12 protein-coding genes and 1 pseudogene are annotated in these 15,402 nt (G+C 72.7%); 9 read left to right on the top strand and 4 right to left on the bottom strand.

What is annotated here, in order from left to right; translation table 11 throughout:
• Positions 1-141: 141 nt before the first annotated feature.
• Positions 142-1,419 (bottom strand): S53 family peptidase, encoded by a 1,278-nt coding sequence (locus tag ABB07_RS05730; protein ID WP_208903295.1) that lies wholly within the window; start codon positions 1,417-1,419, stop codon positions 142-144.
• Positions 1,420-1,956: 537 nt separating this feature from the next.
• On the opposite strand from ABB07_RS05730, the gene ABB07_RS40550 reads away from it, so the two are divergent.
• The 4 genes and pseudogenes from ABB07_RS40550 to ABB07_RS05710 all read left to right on the top strand — a co-directional run bounded on the left by ABB07_RS40550 (position 1,957) and on the right by ABB07_RS05710 (position 8,720).
• On the top strand, positions 1,957-2,586 hold the full coding sequence (locus ABB07_RS40550; RefSeq protein WP_244189226.1) for a hypothetical protein: 630 nt from the start codon (positions 1,957-1,959) through the stop codon (positions 2,584-2,586).
• A gap of 278 nt (positions 2,587-2,864) precedes the next feature.
• A complete protein-coding gene (locus ABB07_RS05720; RefSeq protein WP_208897683.1) occupies positions 2,865-3,851 on the top strand; it encodes a hypothetical protein in 987 nt (328 codons plus the stop codon).
• 66 nt (positions 3,852-3,917) lie between these two features.
• Positions 3,918-5,774 (top strand): annotated as a pseudogene (locus tag ABB07_RS05715) (HSP90 family protein).
• Between the two features lie 12 nt (positions 5,775-5,786).
• Complete coding sequence (locus ABB07_RS05710) at positions 5,787-8,720, top strand: hypothetical protein (RefSeq protein WP_208897682.1); 2,934 nt, start codon at positions 5,787-5,789, stop codon at positions 8,718-8,720.
• Positions 8,721-8,780: 60 nt separating this feature from the next.
• Here ABB07_RS05710 and ABB07_RS05705 read toward each other — a convergent pair whose 3' ends face one another.
• Positions 8,781-9,872 carry an alpha/beta fold hydrolase gene (locus ABB07_RS05705; protein ID WP_208897681.1) on the bottom strand — a complete coding sequence of 364 codons (1,092 nt, stop codon included), beginning with the start codon at positions 9,870-9,872 and terminating at the stop codon, positions 8,781-8,783.
• 276 nt (positions 9,873-10,148) lie between these two features.
• On the opposite strand from ABB07_RS05705, the gene ABB07_RS05700 reads away from it, so the two are divergent.
• The 5 genes from ABB07_RS05700 to ABB07_RS05680 all read left to right on the top strand — a co-directional run bounded on the left by ABB07_RS05700 (position 10,149) and on the right by ABB07_RS05680 (position 13,784).
• Positions 10,149-10,625: a hypothetical protein gene (locus ABB07_RS05700; RefSeq protein ID WP_208897680.1), complete on the top strand. Its 477-nt coding sequence runs from the start codon at positions 10,149-10,151 to the stop codon at positions 10,623-10,625.
• A gap of 11 nt (positions 10,626-10,636) precedes the next feature.
• Positions 10,637-11,923: an MAB_1171c family putative transporter gene (locus ABB07_RS05695; protein WP_208897679.1), complete on the top strand. Its 1,287-nt coding sequence runs from the start codon at positions 10,637-10,639 to the stop codon at positions 11,921-11,923.
• A 33-nt stretch (positions 11,924-11,956) separates the two neighbouring features.
• Positions 11,957-12,409 (top strand): NUDIX domain-containing protein, encoded by a 453-nt coding sequence (locus tag ABB07_RS05690; protein WP_208897678.1) that lies wholly within the window; start codon positions 11,957-11,959, stop codon positions 12,407-12,409.
• Between the two features lie 132 nt (positions 12,410-12,541).
• On the top strand, positions 12,542-13,180 hold the full coding sequence (locus ABB07_RS05685) for an ATP-dependent Clp protease proteolytic subunit (protein WP_208897677.1): 639 nt from the start codon (positions 12,542-12,544) through the stop codon (positions 13,178-13,180).
• Between the two features lies 1 nt (position 13,181).
• Positions 13,182-13,784 carry a ClpP family protease gene (locus ABB07_RS05680; RefSeq protein ID WP_208897676.1) on the top strand — a complete coding sequence of 201 codons (603 nt, stop codon included), beginning with the start codon at positions 13,182-13,184 and terminating at the stop codon, positions 13,782-13,784.
• A gap of 189 nt (positions 13,785-13,973) precedes the next feature.
• On the opposite strand, the gene ABB07_RS05675 is transcribed toward ABB07_RS05680, so the two are convergent.
• Together ABB07_RS05675 and ABB07_RS05670 are read right to left on the bottom strand one after the other, a co-directional pair.
• Positions 13,974-14,405 (bottom strand): helix-turn-helix domain-containing protein, encoded by a 432-nt coding sequence (locus tag ABB07_RS05675; protein ID WP_208897675.1) that lies wholly within the window; start codon positions 14,403-14,405, stop codon positions 13,974-13,976.
• A gap of 62 nt (positions 14,406-14,467) precedes the next feature.
• A complete protein-coding gene (locus tag ABB07_RS05670) occupies positions 14,468-15,325 on the bottom strand; it encodes a helix-turn-helix domain-containing protein (protein ID WP_208897674.1) in 858 nt (285 codons plus the stop codon).
• Positions 15,326-15,402 lie beyond the last annotated feature (77 nt).

Below are 15,402 nucleotides of genomic sequence, written 5' to 3'. Positions count from 1 at the left end.
GGCTAACCGCGGTGTCGCTTCGGGTGGCTCGGCGCGGGTCCCATCGCGGTGAAGCGGTGAGGGCAGGGACGAGGCAAGGGCCGGCCCACGCCGCGGCAGTGCGCGACGCGGGCCGGCCCCTGCCCGCCGACAGCGCCTCCGTCAGAAGGCGCCGGTGCCGTTGGGTGTGCCGAGGCCGGTCGGTCCGTCGTATCCCGGACCCGCGGTGCACAGGTAAGTGCCGCCGCAGGAGCCGTTGCTGCCCGAGGTGACGTCGTTGAGCGCCGACCGGTGGCCGTACGGATACGAGCCGCCCACGACCTGGGCGGTGTTTCCGGCCAGTGCGTAGACGCTCGCGATGATCGGCGAGGAGACGCTGGTGCCGCCGACCTCGACCCATCCGTCGGCACCCTGCGCGAGGCCGAGTTGCAGCTCGGTGTCGCACAGCATTCCGCCGCCGCAGTTGTTGTACGTGTCGTAGACCGCCACCCCGGTGTTGGGGTCGGCGACCGCGGCCACGTCGGCGACGGTGCGCCCGGCGCATCGGGAGTCGTGCTGCCAGGACGGCTTGGCCTCGTACGCCGAGCAGCCGGAGCCCGCGCCGCTCCAGGCGGTCTCGGTCCAGCCGCGCGCGGTGGACGCCTTGCTCAGCGAGGTGCCGCCCACGGCGGTGACGTACGGGGAGGAGGCCGGCCAGGAGACGCCGTAACCGGAGTCACCCGAACTCGCTGTGATCGCGACGCCGGGGTGGTGGAAGTGCGAGTCGAAGGAGGTGATGGTGTTGTCCTCCGTCCCGCCCCAGCTGTTGGACACGGAGACGACGCCCGGTGTGGTGGCGGCCGTGTCCTCGGCCGCCATGAGATCCGGGACGTTCGCCGACTTCGCCTCGACCAGGAGGATGTGGCAGCCGGGGCAGGCGGCCGAGACCATGTCGAGGTCGAGGCTGATCTCCTCGGCCCATCCGTGGTCACCGGACGGCAGCGGCGACGCGTGGCCGCTCTGGTTCACCTTGTGGAAGCAGCCGTTGGCGGTGGTGCACGACGGCAGGCCGTAGGCCCTGCGGTAAGCGGCCAGGTCGGCCTCGGCGTTCGGGTCGTCCATGGCGTCGACGATGGCCACCGTCCGGCCGGATCCCGAGGTGCCGCCCAGTTTGTAGGCGGAGCGCAGATCGGACGGTACGTAGCCCGCTGTGGTCGGGGATCCGCTGGTGAACGGCGACATGCGGCCCGAGGGCGTGCGGTGGGCCTTCAAGGCACCGAAACAGCGGACCTGTCCCGCGTGCGAGGGGTGGGCGCAGCCGAAGCCCGTCGTACCCGCGGAGGTGGTAGCGCGCGGGGCGGACGAGAGAGCGGCGGCCTGTGCACCGGTGGCCAGGTCGGCGGTGAGGGCGGTGACGGCGAGTGTGAGCAGCGCGGTGACGGCGGCCGCCGTCCGCCGCATGCCGCCTCTCGGTTTGTGGCGGTGGATCACCAGGGATCCGGGGGGTATCTCGCTGTGGTGCATCAAGCCTCCGTGCGGTTTGAGGCGATTCGGAAGGGCCGCATGACGAAAAAACAGCCTTGACAAACTGCAGGTCAGATCAGCTGCGGGCCAGGTGGTTTCACCATGCGGCTGCCGTCTTCCGCTGGTCAAGGCCATGCCAATGCAGGTCTTGTGGGGCTGCCGGGGTGAGCGAGTGAACCGCCGGTGGGGCCCGTGTGTCCGCGTGCGCCTCGCCCTGGCCACGAGGGGCGGGCGGGCCCGCCGGACCGGTCGCGGAGCAGCGTGCCGGCGTCACGTGCGCGCCGGAGCCGCCCGGACGGGCGCCTCCCCGGCGCGGTGTCCGGCCGCCGCGGTTCCTCCCCTCCACCGCAGCCGCCCGTTTGCCGCAGAGGCACGTTTGAACACGATCGGGTGACTCTCGCCGATTCGAGACAACCTCACGGATCTTTCACCGGTCACACACGCGCAAGACACAGCGCAACCCCTGGGGGGATCATGAACCAGCAGCAGTACCCGCAGCCCCAGCAGCCCGGTTGGGGCGGCCCGCAGCAGCCGGGTTACGGCACCCCGCCGCAGCAGCCCCAGCCTCCGAAGAAGTCGAAGGCGGGAAGGATCGTCGGCTTCGGCTGTCTCGGCGTCGTAGCCCTGTTCGTCCTGGGCGGCATCATCAGTGCCGCCGGCGGCAGCGGAGACGACTCCGGCAAGTCCGGCAGCGCCGCCGGCTCCAAGCCGTCGGCCACCGCGTCCAAGGCCGGGAAGCCCGCCGCCGACAAGGCCGGTGACAAGCCGAAGACCAGCGCGAAGAAGGAGGACAGCGGCAAGAAGGTCGTCGTCTTCAAGGTGTGGGGCAAGGCGCCCAGCGGCGCGCTCGGTCCGCTGGACATCAGCTACGGCTCGGACACCGACAACCGCCAGGGACACTGGAAGAACGGCGGGTTCACCGCCACGCTGCCCCTCAACAACGACGCCATGTACTACCAGGTCAATGCCCAGCTGCAGGGCTCCGGCGACATCCACTGCTCGGTGACGGTGGACGGCAAGACGAAGCAGGGTCACGCGGCCGGCGGCTACAACATCTGCGACGCGCAGCTGAGCGCGGGCCTGTTCGGCGGCTGGGAAGGCTGACCGGCCCGGCCGGGGCCCCGCCCGCTCGGCGGGGCCTGAGCAACTCCAGCCATGAGGAGGACACCTCCCTCGCACCGCGGCACGCTGCAACTGGCCGCGGAAGAAGCCGAGACCGGCCAGTTCGGCGGCGCGCCCGGCCGGCTCCGGGGGTAACGGGCCGTGCCTCGGGCTTCGGCGCCCGGAGCCGTGAAGCGCCGGTGGAAACCCTGTGGAAGCGGTGTCGGTGGGGCCGCTTATGCTGCACCGGACGATCACGCGGAACCTGGGGAGGGCGCGGCATGTTCGGCAGACTGTTCGGCAGGGGTGGGGAGAGACCGGCGGCGGATCCGCACGCGCTGCCCGCCCCGCGCAGGCCGAAGAACGGGATGTACACGCTGCGCGCGCTCGGAGACGCGCGGGTGCTCGCACTGGTGGAGGCGGCCGGCGCGGGTGACTGGCCGTCGGTCAAGGCGGCGCTGGCCCCCTTCGATCTCGGCCGCGACCACCAGGTCCTCGGTGAACTGGCCGACCTGGACGGTGTGCAGGACTGGATCGGACGGGCCGTCGAGGAGGACAAGGAGCACCGGGCGACGGCCCTGCTGATATCGGGGGCGCGCCACATCCACTGGGGCTGGGAGGCGCGCACCCGCGCGCGTGCCGTGGACGTCACCCCGGAGCAGTGGCGGGTCTTCCACGAGCGGCTCGACATCGCCGAGGAGCAGCTGCTCGAGGCCGCCGAGTTGCGGCCGGAATGGGTCACGCCCTGGCGCCGGCTGCTCACCTCAGGCCGCGGCATGTCGCTGGGCCCCGCGGTCAACGAGACCCGGCGTGACGCCGCCCTGCGCCGCGACCCGCTGGACCTGGAGACCCACATCGAGTGGGTGTCGCAGTTGCAGCCCCGCTGGGGCGGCGAGCCCGGCGAGGCCCTGGCGTTCGCCCGAGAGGCGTTCACCAAGGCGCCCGAGGGTCATCGCCTCGGCTGCGTGATCGCCGTCGCGCACATCGAGGACTGGGTCGAGTCGGACAGCAAGAACTGCCTCATCAAGCCGGAGATCCAGGACGAGTTGCTGGAGGCGGCCGAGCACAGCATCCTCCACCCCGCCTATGTGCGTCGGCCGGGCTGGCAGGAGGACTTCAACATCTTCGCGATGGCCTTGTCCCTGGCCTCCGAGCGCCTCGTGCTGCCGCGCGTCTTCCGCGAACTCCGAGGCGCCTACACCGAGTGGCCCTGGAGGTACATGGCGAAGCCGGAAGAGATGTACGCCCGCGCCCGGCGCAACGCCTGAGCCCGCCATCCCGCCATTCCGTCACCCCGTCCGACGCTCGTCGCTCACCTCACCCCGGACTGCCCGATGACTCTGCCCGAAACCCCGTTGAGCCCGGCCGGCGCCGACCGCACCTTCCAGGTGGATCTGCGCGGCCTTGTCGACCTCCTGTCCCACCACCTCTACTCCAGCCCCCGCGTCTACCTGCGCGAACTCCTGCAGAACGCGGTGGACGCGCTGACCGCACGCCACGGCCACGAACCGGGCGCCCCCGCGGGCGCCTTCGGTATCCGCCTGTACGCCGACGGCTCGGTCGTACGGGTCGAGGACGACGGCGTCGGTCTCACCGAAGCCGATGTCCACACCTTCCTCGCCACGATCGGCCGCAGCAGCAAGCGGGCCGAGCGGATCGCCGAGCAACGCGCCGACTTCATCGGCCAGTTCGGCATCGGTCTGCTCTCCTGCTTCCTGGTGGCGGACGAGATCCATGTCCTGAGCCGTTCCGCGCGCACCCCCGACGCCCCCGTCGTGGAGTGGCGGGGACGCGGTGACGGCAGATACACCGTCCGCACCCTGCCCGCCTCCGCCCGCCCCCGGCCCGGCACCACCGTCACCCTGACCCCGCGCGCCGACGCGGGCGAGTGGACCCGGCCCGCCCAGGTGCACGCGCTGGCCCGCCACTTCGGCTCCCTGCTGCGCCACCCGGTGACCTTCGACGACGGCACAGGCGGCCCGGGCGGCGCAGGCGCGTCCGTCAACCCCGAGCCGGCACCCTGGGCGCGTACGTACCCCACACCGGGAGCACGCGCCCGCGCGCTGGCCGCGTACGGCGAGGACGTCTTCGGGTTCACGCCGCTGGACACCATCGAGCTGGATCTGCCGGCCGTGGGCCTCTAGGGCATCGCGTGCGTGCTGCCCGAGGCGGTGCCGGCCGGCCGCCGCCACGGCCACCGCGTGCACGTCAAGGGCATGCTGCTGTCCGAGCAGGCCGAGGAGATCCTGCCCGAGTGGGCGTTCTTCGTCCGCTGCGTCGTCGACGCCGAGAGCCTGCGCCCGACGGCGTCCCGCGAGTCCCTGTACGAGGACGACACCCTCGCCGCCGTACGCGACGCCCTCGCCGAACGGCTGCGCGCGTGGATCGCCCGGACCGCCGCCAGCGACCCGGACCTGCTCGGCCGCTTCCTCCACGCCCACCACCTGGCCGTGAAGTCGCTCGCGGTGCACGACGACGAGATCCTGCGGATGCTGCTGCCGTGGCTGCCGTTCGAGACCACCGACGGGCACGCCACGCTGGACGAGTTCGCGCGCACCCACCGCACCGTGCTCGTGACCGCCAGCGTGGAGGAGTTCCGGCAGGTCGCGGCGATCGCCTCGGCCGCCGGACTGGGCGTCGTCAACGGCGGCTACACCTACGACCGTGAACTGGTGCACCGGCTGCCCGAGATCAGGCCGGAGGTCAGCGTCGCCGACCTCGACCCGGCCACGCTCACCGCCCACCTCGACCCCGTCGACCGGGAGACGGAACTGGCCGCCGCGGCCTACCTCGCCCTGGCCCGCGACGCCCTCGCCGTCTTCGACTGCGATGTCGCGCTGCGCACCTTCCAGCCCGCCTCCGCCCCCGCCCTGCTCCTCGACAGCCGCGAGGCCCGGCACGAGCGCACCCGGTCCCGGCTCGCCCGCGAGCAGCAGGGCGGCCTGTGGGGCGACATCCTCGGCCACCTGCGCCAGGAGGCCCCGCGGGCCCAGCTGATCCTCAACCAGCTCAACCCGCTGGTCCGCACCGCCGTCGCCATCGACGAACCCGAACTGGCCCGCACCAGCGCCGAAGCCCTCTACGGGCAGGCCGCGATGCTGTCCCGGCGCCCGCTCAGGCCCGCCGAGTCGAGCCTCATCAACCGCTCCTTCCTCGACCTTCTCGCCCACGCCCTGCGCAAGGACAGCTAAGGACCGCCGACGATGCCGACCGCACCCCAGACCACCGACGAGCTGTACCAGGCGCTGCAGGAGAACGACCGGCGCCCCTACGGCCGTACCCGCACCGTCGCGGCCGAGGAACTGGCCGAGGCCGCCGAGCAGTTCGCGGAGCCCGTCCCGCTCGTCCACGCGCTGCTGGCACTCCAGAAGGCGTACAACTACGGCTCCGAACCGAGGAAGTCGCCCGTCGTCTTCGCCCGCCTGCTCACCCTCTTCGACGAGCAGCCCGACCTCTTCGACGAGCGCCTGCGCCACGCGCTGTTCTGGCGGTTCAAGTGGGTGGCCCACGCCCTGCGCCAGCTGCCCGAGATTCCGCTGGCCAGCCTGCGCCAGTGGCTGACGGAGATGCGCGACCGGTACGAGAAGGCCGGCCTCGGTCTCCAGCCCTACTACGGACAGGCCTACCAGCTCGCCGCCCACGTCGGCGAGGACACCGACCTCGCCTACGAGCTGTGGGCGGGACGGACCCGCACCCGGCTCAGCGACTGCGAGGCCTGCGAGATCTGCGAGCGCGCCCTGTACCACCTCACGGCGGGCGACGACGAGCGGGCGCTCGGCACCTGGGAGCCCGTCCTGGCCGGGAAGGAGTCCTGCCAGGAGGAGCCCGCCCGCTCCATCTCCTACGCGCTGCTTCCCCTGCTGCGCACCGGCCGCACCGACCAGGCCCGCGAGCTGCACCTCGTCGGCTACCGCGCCTGCCGCCGCAACCCCTCGATGTCCGGGGAGGTCGGCCGGCACCTGGAGTTCTGCGCGCTGACCGGCAACGAGGCACGCGGCCTGGAACTCCTCGCCGAGAACCGGAACCTGTTCGACGAGGTCGACTCGCCGCTGGACCAGCTCGGCTTCCTCACCGGCGTGGAGGTCCTCCTCCAGCGCGTCGAAACCCTCGGCCACGGCGCCCTGCCCGCCGCCGGATACGCGGGCCGCACCTGGACGGTGGCCGGTCTGCGCGCCGAGGTGCGGGGCCGTGCCGACGACCTCGCCGCCCGCTTCGACGCCCGCAACGGAACCACGGCCGCAACCGACCGGCGCAGGGCCCGCCTCGACCGTGCCCCCCTCCTGGACGGGCTGGAACTGACCCTGCGCACCCGCGGCCTCGACGAGGTGGCCCCGGCCGCCCCGGCCACCGCTCCCGCTCCCCGCGCCGCCACCGCCGTCCCCGAGTCGCTGCCCGAACTCATCCTCCGCGCACGGGAGTTGGACGAGCAGGGACATCCGGACGCGGCGGCCTGCTGGGCCCGGCTGCGTACGCTCGTCGCCGCCCCCGGCTATACCCACCCCGACGACCCGGCCGTGGGACCGCTCGTACGGCTGCGCGCGGACCTGCTCGTCGACGAGGCGAGGCAGGCGGGCGAGAAGGACGAGTCCGGCAGGGCCGCCGTCCTGCACGAGGAGGCCGCGAGCCTGTACGACGAGGCCGGAGCGCCGGGTCACGCGGTGCTCGCCCGCGCCTGCGCCCTGCTCCCCGCGGGCGGGACGCCGGCGGAGGGTGCCGACGGAGCCGAGGCGAAGGCCGACGCACTGACCGCCGCCCACGCGGCCCTCGTCCGTCTGCACGAGGACACGCCCGGCCTCACCCCGTACCTGGAGGCCCGTCTGCTGCGGCTGCGGGCGACGGCGCTCGGCCTGCGTCTGCAGACGTCGGGGAACGAGGAGCACGTCGCGCCGGTCTTCGCCGAGGTGGACCTGCTGCTCGACTTCGCCACCCGGCACGACATCGCCGGACAGGTCTCCGGCGCGCTCATGCTGCGGGCCAGTACCTACGCCCTCTCCGGTGATCTGCCCGCCGCGGTCACGGAGACCGACGCCCTCCTCGACCGGCTGAAGGCGCACGGCCCCGCCTGGCACCTGCCCCGCACGCTCGGGCTGCGCGGCCGGATCCAGTTCGGCCTGCGGGACGCGCGGGCCGCGCACGCGGACCTGACCGAGGGTCTGCGACTGGCCGCCGACTGGCCGGCCGACGCGGTCGACACCGCCCGCCTCCACGGTGACCTGGCCCAGGCCTGCATGCACCTGGGCCGCCCCGACGAGGCACTGCGGCACCTGACGCGCTCCGCGGAGCTGGACCTGCGCCACGGCAGCCGGACCGACGCGTTCTGCACCTACAGCAACGCGGCCCAGCTCAGCCTCGACCTGGGCCGCGTCGAGGACTGCATCGCGCTGCTCGACTCCCTCCTGGCCGAACCGGACGTCGCCGCCGGAGAGCTGGACGACCGGCTCGCCGCGCAGCTCCGGCTGACCCGCGCCCGCGCGCTGCACGCGGGCGAGGACCTCAAGGCCGCCACGGCGGAGTTCGCCGCCCTCGCCGCCGAGTCGGCCGGCTGGGACGACGACCCCGGGAGCCACGCCATGATCGCCGCGGAGACCGCCGTACTCCTCGCCGAGTCCGGCGAGTTCGGCCGGGCCCGCGAGGCGGCCGACCAGGCCCTCGCCGCCCACGCCAAGGCTCCCCGCTACGAGCAGCTCAGCGGTTGCCTGCGCGAACTCGCCCGCCTCCAGGCCCAGCGGCAGGGTCCCGAGGGCCTGGCCGACGCCCTCGGCTTCCTCGCCGACGCGGGCCGGATCGCCGACGAGGCCCGCGCCGCGGGGTACGAGGCCCGGGGCCGCTCCCTGGACAGTGCCCTGGCCTACGAACACGGACGGGTCAACGCCTACGGCCGTGAGTACGAGACCGCCCTGGCCGCCCTGGACGAGGCCCTCACCCTGCTCGGCGAACCGGGACCCGACGAGCACCAGGCCGGCGAGTGGGCCGAGTGCGTCCGTCTCGCGGGCGCCGTGGAGGGCATCTACCTGGAACGCCCCGCTCCCGCCCTCACCCGCCTCGACGCGGCCGTCTCCCGCCTCACCGCCCTGGGTCACACCGAGGAGACCGAGCCCCTGACCTCCCTCGCGGCCCGGCTGCGCGACGAGGGGTGACGGCACCGGTGCCCGGTCCGCCCACAGGGACGGCGGGCCGGGCACGGGGCAGCGGGGGAGTCAGCGCGTTGCCGCGACCGAGGCCGCCGTGAGCCGGTCCACGGCCCTCGCGACTGCCTGAGGACTGGAGATCATCGTCAGGTGCCGGGCACCCGGGATCAGCGTCGGCGGCGGTGCGCCGATGCGCCGGGCGGTCTCCTGCGGTGTCCGCCGGGTGAACACGTCGTCCTCGGCGCCGAACACCACCGACTTGGGCAGGCGCACCCCGGCGAGCCGGGCGACCCGGTCCGCCGGCAGCCCCGGCACCCCGGCGGCCAGCATGCTCCACAGCGCGCTCTCCGCACCCGGCACCCGGAGCGGCCGTCGCCACTGATCCAGACCGGCGGCGTCCAGGCGCGGACAGGCGGGCCCGCACTGTGCGTCGTAGATGCCGCGGATCACCGCGTCGATGCCGAGCCCGAGCCGCAGCAGGCTGGTCCGATACGGGTCAAACAGGACGTACTTGAGGGCCGGCGGCGGCCCGGCGCCCGTGTCGAGGGCGTCACCGTCGAGCAGCATCACGCCCCCGAGCCGGCCAGGGGCCCGCAGGGCGGCCTCGGTGACCACGGCGGCCCCGCTGGAGTGCCCTACCAGCAGCGGGTGCTCGCCCGGACCGCCGAGGTGCATGGCGTCCAGGAAACCCAGGAGCTGCCGGGTGAAATGGTCGACGGTGTACGGGCCGTGGCGCTCGCTGTATCCGTCGCCCGTCAGGTCGAGCGCGTACACCCGGTGGTCGCGGGCGAGCAGCGGGGCGAGGCGCGACCAGGTGTCCACGGATTCGAAGGCGCCGTGCACCAGGACGACCGGTGGGCCCGCCGTACCCCACGTCCGGTAGCGCGTGCGGACGTCGGCGGCCTGCACGTACTTCAGGCCCCGGGGCGGCGCGGCGCGCCCGGCCGTGGCGGCGTTGTAGACGAACGAGGCCGCCGTGACGACCACCAGCACGACGGCACAGCCCAGCGCGGCGCGCCGCAGCCACCGCCGCAGCCGGGAGCGGCGTGGCCGGCGCGCGGGCCCGGCGGGGCGCGACGAGGGAGGGGACGCCGGATGCACCCCCGTGTCCCCGTCACCGTTCCCGGGTTCGGCTCCGGCTCGGCGAAGATCAGCTGTCACAGCCCCCAGCATCGCCCATGGGACACCCTCGGTCATCCTGCGGGGGGGGGAGCCGTCGTGACTACTCCGCCGGGTGTAGGGGAGTGCCGCGCACGTCCGGTCGTTGACATGCTCGGCCGGCACACTGCAGGATCCGGGCTGCAGCAGCGGCCGAGTAGAACTTGCGTGCGGATGATCTGGCGTGGACGAAGAAGGCGGGAGACGGGTGAGGCCGTAGACCCGGTCCGGCGATCCCGGCGTGCGCTCCGTCGCGAGACCGAGCGGATCGTCTCCTCGATGCCGCTGCCGGAGCCGTTCGACCTGGACCAGCTGGTCCGGAACATGGAAGAGGCCCGGGGCCGGCGGATCGTCATGAAGCCCCTGCCGGACCGCATCGCCGGTGTCACCGGCATCTGCGGGCTGTACGTCCGGCACGACACCCGGCCGCTCGATCTGATCTTCCACGTCAGCAGCGGTTCGCCGTGGCACGAGAGGCAGATCAAGCTGCACGAGCTGGTCCACCTGTGGGCCGAGGACTCCACCGGAGTCGTCGGCACCGACGAGCTGCTGACCGGCTTCTCGGCCGAGCGTGCCGAGCAACTGGTGGCCGAGGGACGGGCCTCGGCCCGCCGGCGGTACGAGACCTGGGTCGAACAGCGGGCGGAGGACGCGGCCGCGCTCATCAACCGGATGGCGCGGACCCAGCACGCCATCGACGATCCGGCCACGCGTAGCCTCGCCCAGGACTTCACCTACGGCAGACCCAAGACCTGAAGGACCCGAACATGTCCGACCTCCTGGCCTACCTCATCGCGGGCCTGCTCCTCATACAAGCCGGCCTGAGAGCCAAGTCCGCGGTCAGGGGCCACAAACGGGACCGCTCGCTGTGGGGCGCCTTCGTGGCCTTCGCCGCCGCCTGGCTGAGCCGTACGACCGCCGGACGCGTCGCGCTGGACGGCCTCGGGCTGCCCGACCTGGCCTACTTGGTGAAGCACGTCCTGTCGATCATCGGCATCTGCGTCATCCTCCGCTACGTCACCGCGGTCTACCGCACGGCCGGCCCGGACGGCGAACGGTCCCGTGCCGTACGGCTGTCCGCCACCGTCCACCGCGTCGCCACCCGGGCCTCGGTGGCCACGGTCCTGGTGATGGCGGTCATCTTCTTCTTCCTCCTCGGCAAGCCCGACACCACCACCCCCTACTTCATCGAGCGGTATCGCGGGGAGGCGGCCCTCGCCGTCTACATGAGCCTGTTCTACCTGTACTCCGGCGTCGCGGCCGCGGTGTGCGCGGTCCAGTGGGGGAACGCCGTCAAGGACGCGCCGTTCCGCTCCCTGCGCAACGGCCTGCGGATGATGTCGGCCGCCATGGTGCTCACGACGGTCTACTCGGTGATCCGCACCGCCTTCCTCTTCGTCGTCACCTTCTCCCGGGTCTCGGACGGCACCGAGCAGACCCAGGAGACGGTGACCGACACCCTCCTGTACACGTGCTTCCTGCTCTGGGGCCTGGGCGCCATCGCTCCGGCGACACACGCCGCACGCGAGCGGTACCACGCCCTGCGCGGCCTCGTCGCCCTCCATCCGCTCTGGCGCCCCCTCGCCCTGCGCTTCCCGGACGCCGTCCGGTACCGCCCCAGCACGTCCTTCACCCGCGTCACGGCGAAGGCGGCCCGGCTCGACGCCGTACGCGATCTGCTCCTCAGCCCGGACCCGTCGCTGCCGGCCCGCCTGGACCGGTTCGCCATGGACATCCGCGACGTGGTCTTCCTGCTGAGACGCCACGCGCCCTACGACCTCGCCGAGCGGGCCCTCGCGCGCGCCGGGACCGACCTCAGGCCCGGGCACGCCACCGACGTGCAGGCCGAAGCGCTCTGGATCCGCGCCGCGCTGTCCATGGCCGGCGAGCCCGCGCGGGAGCCGGCCGGCGCGACCGCGCCGTACCCCTTCGATCCCGGCGCCACGCCGGGCGAGGAGGTCACCCACCTGCGGGACCTGGCCTCCGCCTACCGGCTCACCACCGCTGCCGACGCCGAGAACCTTCTCACCCGCCAGACCGCCGACCGCGGTTGACCGACCGACACCGAGAACTCCGAGGTTTTGCACATGACTTCCCCCAACCCCGCCCGCCCCACGATGTCCGCCGCGGCACTCCTGCGGGACGGCGAGGGCCGGTTCCTGATCGTCAAGCCCGGCTACAAGCCGGGCTGGAACCTTCCGGGCGGCGGCGTCGACGAGGGCGAGACACCGGCCCAGGCCGCGCGCCGCGAGCTGCTGGAGGAACTCGGCATCGACCAGGCCATCGGGCAGCTCCTGGTGAGCGCCTTCGTCCAGACGCCGGCCGGTGGCCACATGTACTTCGTCTTCGACGGCGGAGTCCTCGGCGAGGAGCAGCGGGCCGCCATCGTCCTGCAGGAGAGCGAGCTGACCGACTACCGGTTCAGCGCACCGGACGAGATCGGCCCGGACGAGATCCCGCCTGCCGTACGGCCGGTCTGGGAGGCGGCACTGGCCTGCCTCGCGCAGGGAAGCACCGCGTACCGGGAGTTCGCCCGCTAGTTCCTGCGACCGCATGACGAGCGTGTGTGTTCTGCCCGTGGCGAATCTGCGGCGGGCAGACAAACCGCGTCCGGGGGCCTGCCGAGGTCAAGAGTGGAGTCGACGGCATCCCCGCCTCGACAAGGAGACCAGATGACTCCACTCGGCACGCTCCCACCCCGCGCGGAGGAGGGCGACACCCCGCCCAGCCGCTTCGACGACCATCTCGCGGCCCAGCTGCTCGCCCAGCGGATCGTCCTCCTCGGCACCCAGGTCGACGACGTGTCGGCCAACCGGGTGTGCGCACAGCTGCTGTTGCTGTCCGCGGAGGACCCGCGCACCGACATCAGCCTGTACATCAACAGCCCCGGCGGGTCGGTCACCGCGGGTCTGGCCATCTACGACACCATGCGGCTCATCCCGAACGACGTCTCGACGCTGGCCATGGGGTTCGCCGCCAGCATGGGACAGTTCCTGCTCACCGTGGGCGCGCCGGGCAAGCGGTGCGCGCTGCCGAACGCGCGGATCATGATGCACCAGCCCTCGGCGGGCATCGGCGGCACCGCCGCGGACATCGAGATCCAGGCGGAGAACCTGGAGTTCACCAAGAAGGCCATCGAGCGGATCACCGCCGAGCACACCGGTCAGAGCGAGGAGACGATCGCGCGGGACGGCGACCGGGACCGCTGGTTCACGGCCGAGCAGGCCAGGGAGTACGGGATCGTGGACCGGGTGGTGGAGTCGCTCGCCGACATCCGCCCGGCCACCTCGCGCCGACGGATGGGGCTGTGACATGGGGTCGTACACGGTTCCCTACGTGATCGAGCGGACCGCGCAGGGTGAGCGGTCCTACGACGTCTTCAGCCGGCTGCTGAACGAGCGGATCATCTTCCTCGGCACCGAGATCGACGACGGGGTCGCCAATGTGGTCATCGCGCAACTCCTGCATCTGGAGTCGGCGAACCCCGAGCACGAGATCTCGATCTACCTCAACTCGCCCGGTGGGTCGTTCACTTCGCTGATGGCGATCTACGACACCATGACGTTCGTGCAGGCACCGATCTCCACGTTCTGCGTCGGTCAGGCGGCGTCGACGGCGGCGGTCCTGCTGGCCGGCGGAGACCCCGGGCGACGGTTCGTGCTCCAGCACGCGCGGGTGCTGCTCGGCCAGCCGGCCAGCGGCGGCCGGCAGGGGACGGTCTCCGACCTCAGCCTCGCGGCCAAGGAGATGGCCCGCATCCGCTCGCAGGTGGAGGAGGTCCTGTCCCGGCACACGCATCACGACGTGGCGACGCTGCGCGCGGACATGGACCGGGACAAGGTGCTCACCGCCGAGGAGGCCGTCGCCTACGGGCTCGCCGACGAGGTACTGAGCCGACGGCTCGCGTTCGTCTGACTCCGCCTTCGTCCGACTCGCCTTCCAACTCCGCCTTCGGCCGCGAGCCGAAGGCCGGCAGGCCGAAAGCCGGCGGGCCAAAGGCCGGCGGGCCGGCCGGTACGGCGGCGGTGCGCCCCGTCGTACCGGCCTCCGTACCGGTCTTCGTCTCGACCTTCGTAGCGGCCTCGTACCGGCCGTCGGTCCGGGTCAGGCCGCGAGGCAGAGGCCGTCGTACCGTGCCGTGGGCGACGTGCGGCTCCGGCCCACCCGGCTGCGGGCGTTCCGGGCCAGTTCGTGCTGGGCGCGCGTCAGCAGGTCGGCGAGGCCGAGTCCGAGGGCCTGGGCGGCGGCCGCGAGCACCTCGGAGGAGGCCTCCTTGCGTCCGCGCTCCAGCTCCGACAGGTACGGCATCGAGATCCGGGCCGCCTCCGCGACGTCCTTCAGCGTGCGCTCCTGGGCGAGCCGCTCGCGCCGCAGCACATCGCCGACGAGGTCGCGCCACAGGGGTTCCCTCGGTGCGGGAGTCCGTGGGGCTTCCGGCGGTCGCTGCGGGGAGCGGGCCGCCCCACCGGCACCGGGCGGCGCGGTCTGCGGGCGCAGGGGGACGACGCGGGCTTCGTTCGGCGCATGAGTGCTCACCCCTTCAGCCTAGGGATCCCGGGCGCCAGGGGAAGGGAGCGGCGTTCTGCCCTGGGTGAAGCCTAGGCGGGCACGTCGGAGTCGGGGCCGAGGATCTCGGCCATCGTGCTGCTGATGAAGTCGAGGAGTTCGGCGCGCGCGGCGGCGGGGATCTCGTGCTCGCCGCCGCGGGCCGCCTCCACCGTGAAACTGTTCCGGACGGCGCGCGTCGACACCACCAGTCGCTCGATCTGCGGGTCCGGGCTGTGGAAGAACACGGACGGCACATCGAGGGCCAGCGCCAGGGCGTCCAGGATCTCGTCCGAAAGACCGGCGTGCGTCCCCAGCCGCAGCGCTTCGACGAGGGGCTCGGTGAGTACGGGCCGGCCGGCCTTGCGGTTCCCCTCGTCGGCGATCTCGGCGTCCGACGGCAGCGTGCCCTGGAAGACCTCGTCCCGCAGGTGTGCGAGCTTGTGCGCCACCGAGGCCGCCGACAAGCCCGCGGGGGCCTGCACCGGCACGAGGTGACCGAAGCTGCGCTTCTGGGCCGCGAGCAGTTCCGGCACGGAGACGCCGTACGCCTGGGCGAGCGCCTCGTGAAACGCCTCGGGCAGCGGTCGCTTGCCACGCTCGGCAGCGCGGACCGACATCGGTGACCGGGTCTTCGTTACCGCCACGGTGTCGGCCTGCGTCATGCCCGCGTCGCATCGCAGGTCGGCGAGGTTGGGCGGCTCCCGGCGCGGAAACAGGTCGTCGAGGTCCGCATCGAGTGCCGCGGCGATGCCGGGAAGCCGCTCGGGCGGCGGAGTGGCCTGACCGGTCTCCCAGCGCGACACGGCGTTGGTCCCCACCCCCAGGGCCGCACCCAACTCGGACTGGGACTTGCGCAACAGCACACGGCGGTTGCGCAGTTCACGGCCGTCGAAGGTGCGCTCGGGCATGCGGGTACTCCATCAGATGGGCGGTCGAACCCACTCTAGCCACTTGATCAGATCAGCAGAAGAGGATAGTTTCACCT

Origin of the sequence: Streptomyces incarnatus, from assembly GCF_001027185.1 — a bacterium.
Classification (GTDB): Bacteria; Actinomycetota; Actinomycetes; order Streptomycetales; family Streptomycetaceae; genus Streptomyces; species Streptomyces puniciscabiei.
This window is presented reverse-complemented; position numbering and strand designations above follow the sequence as displayed.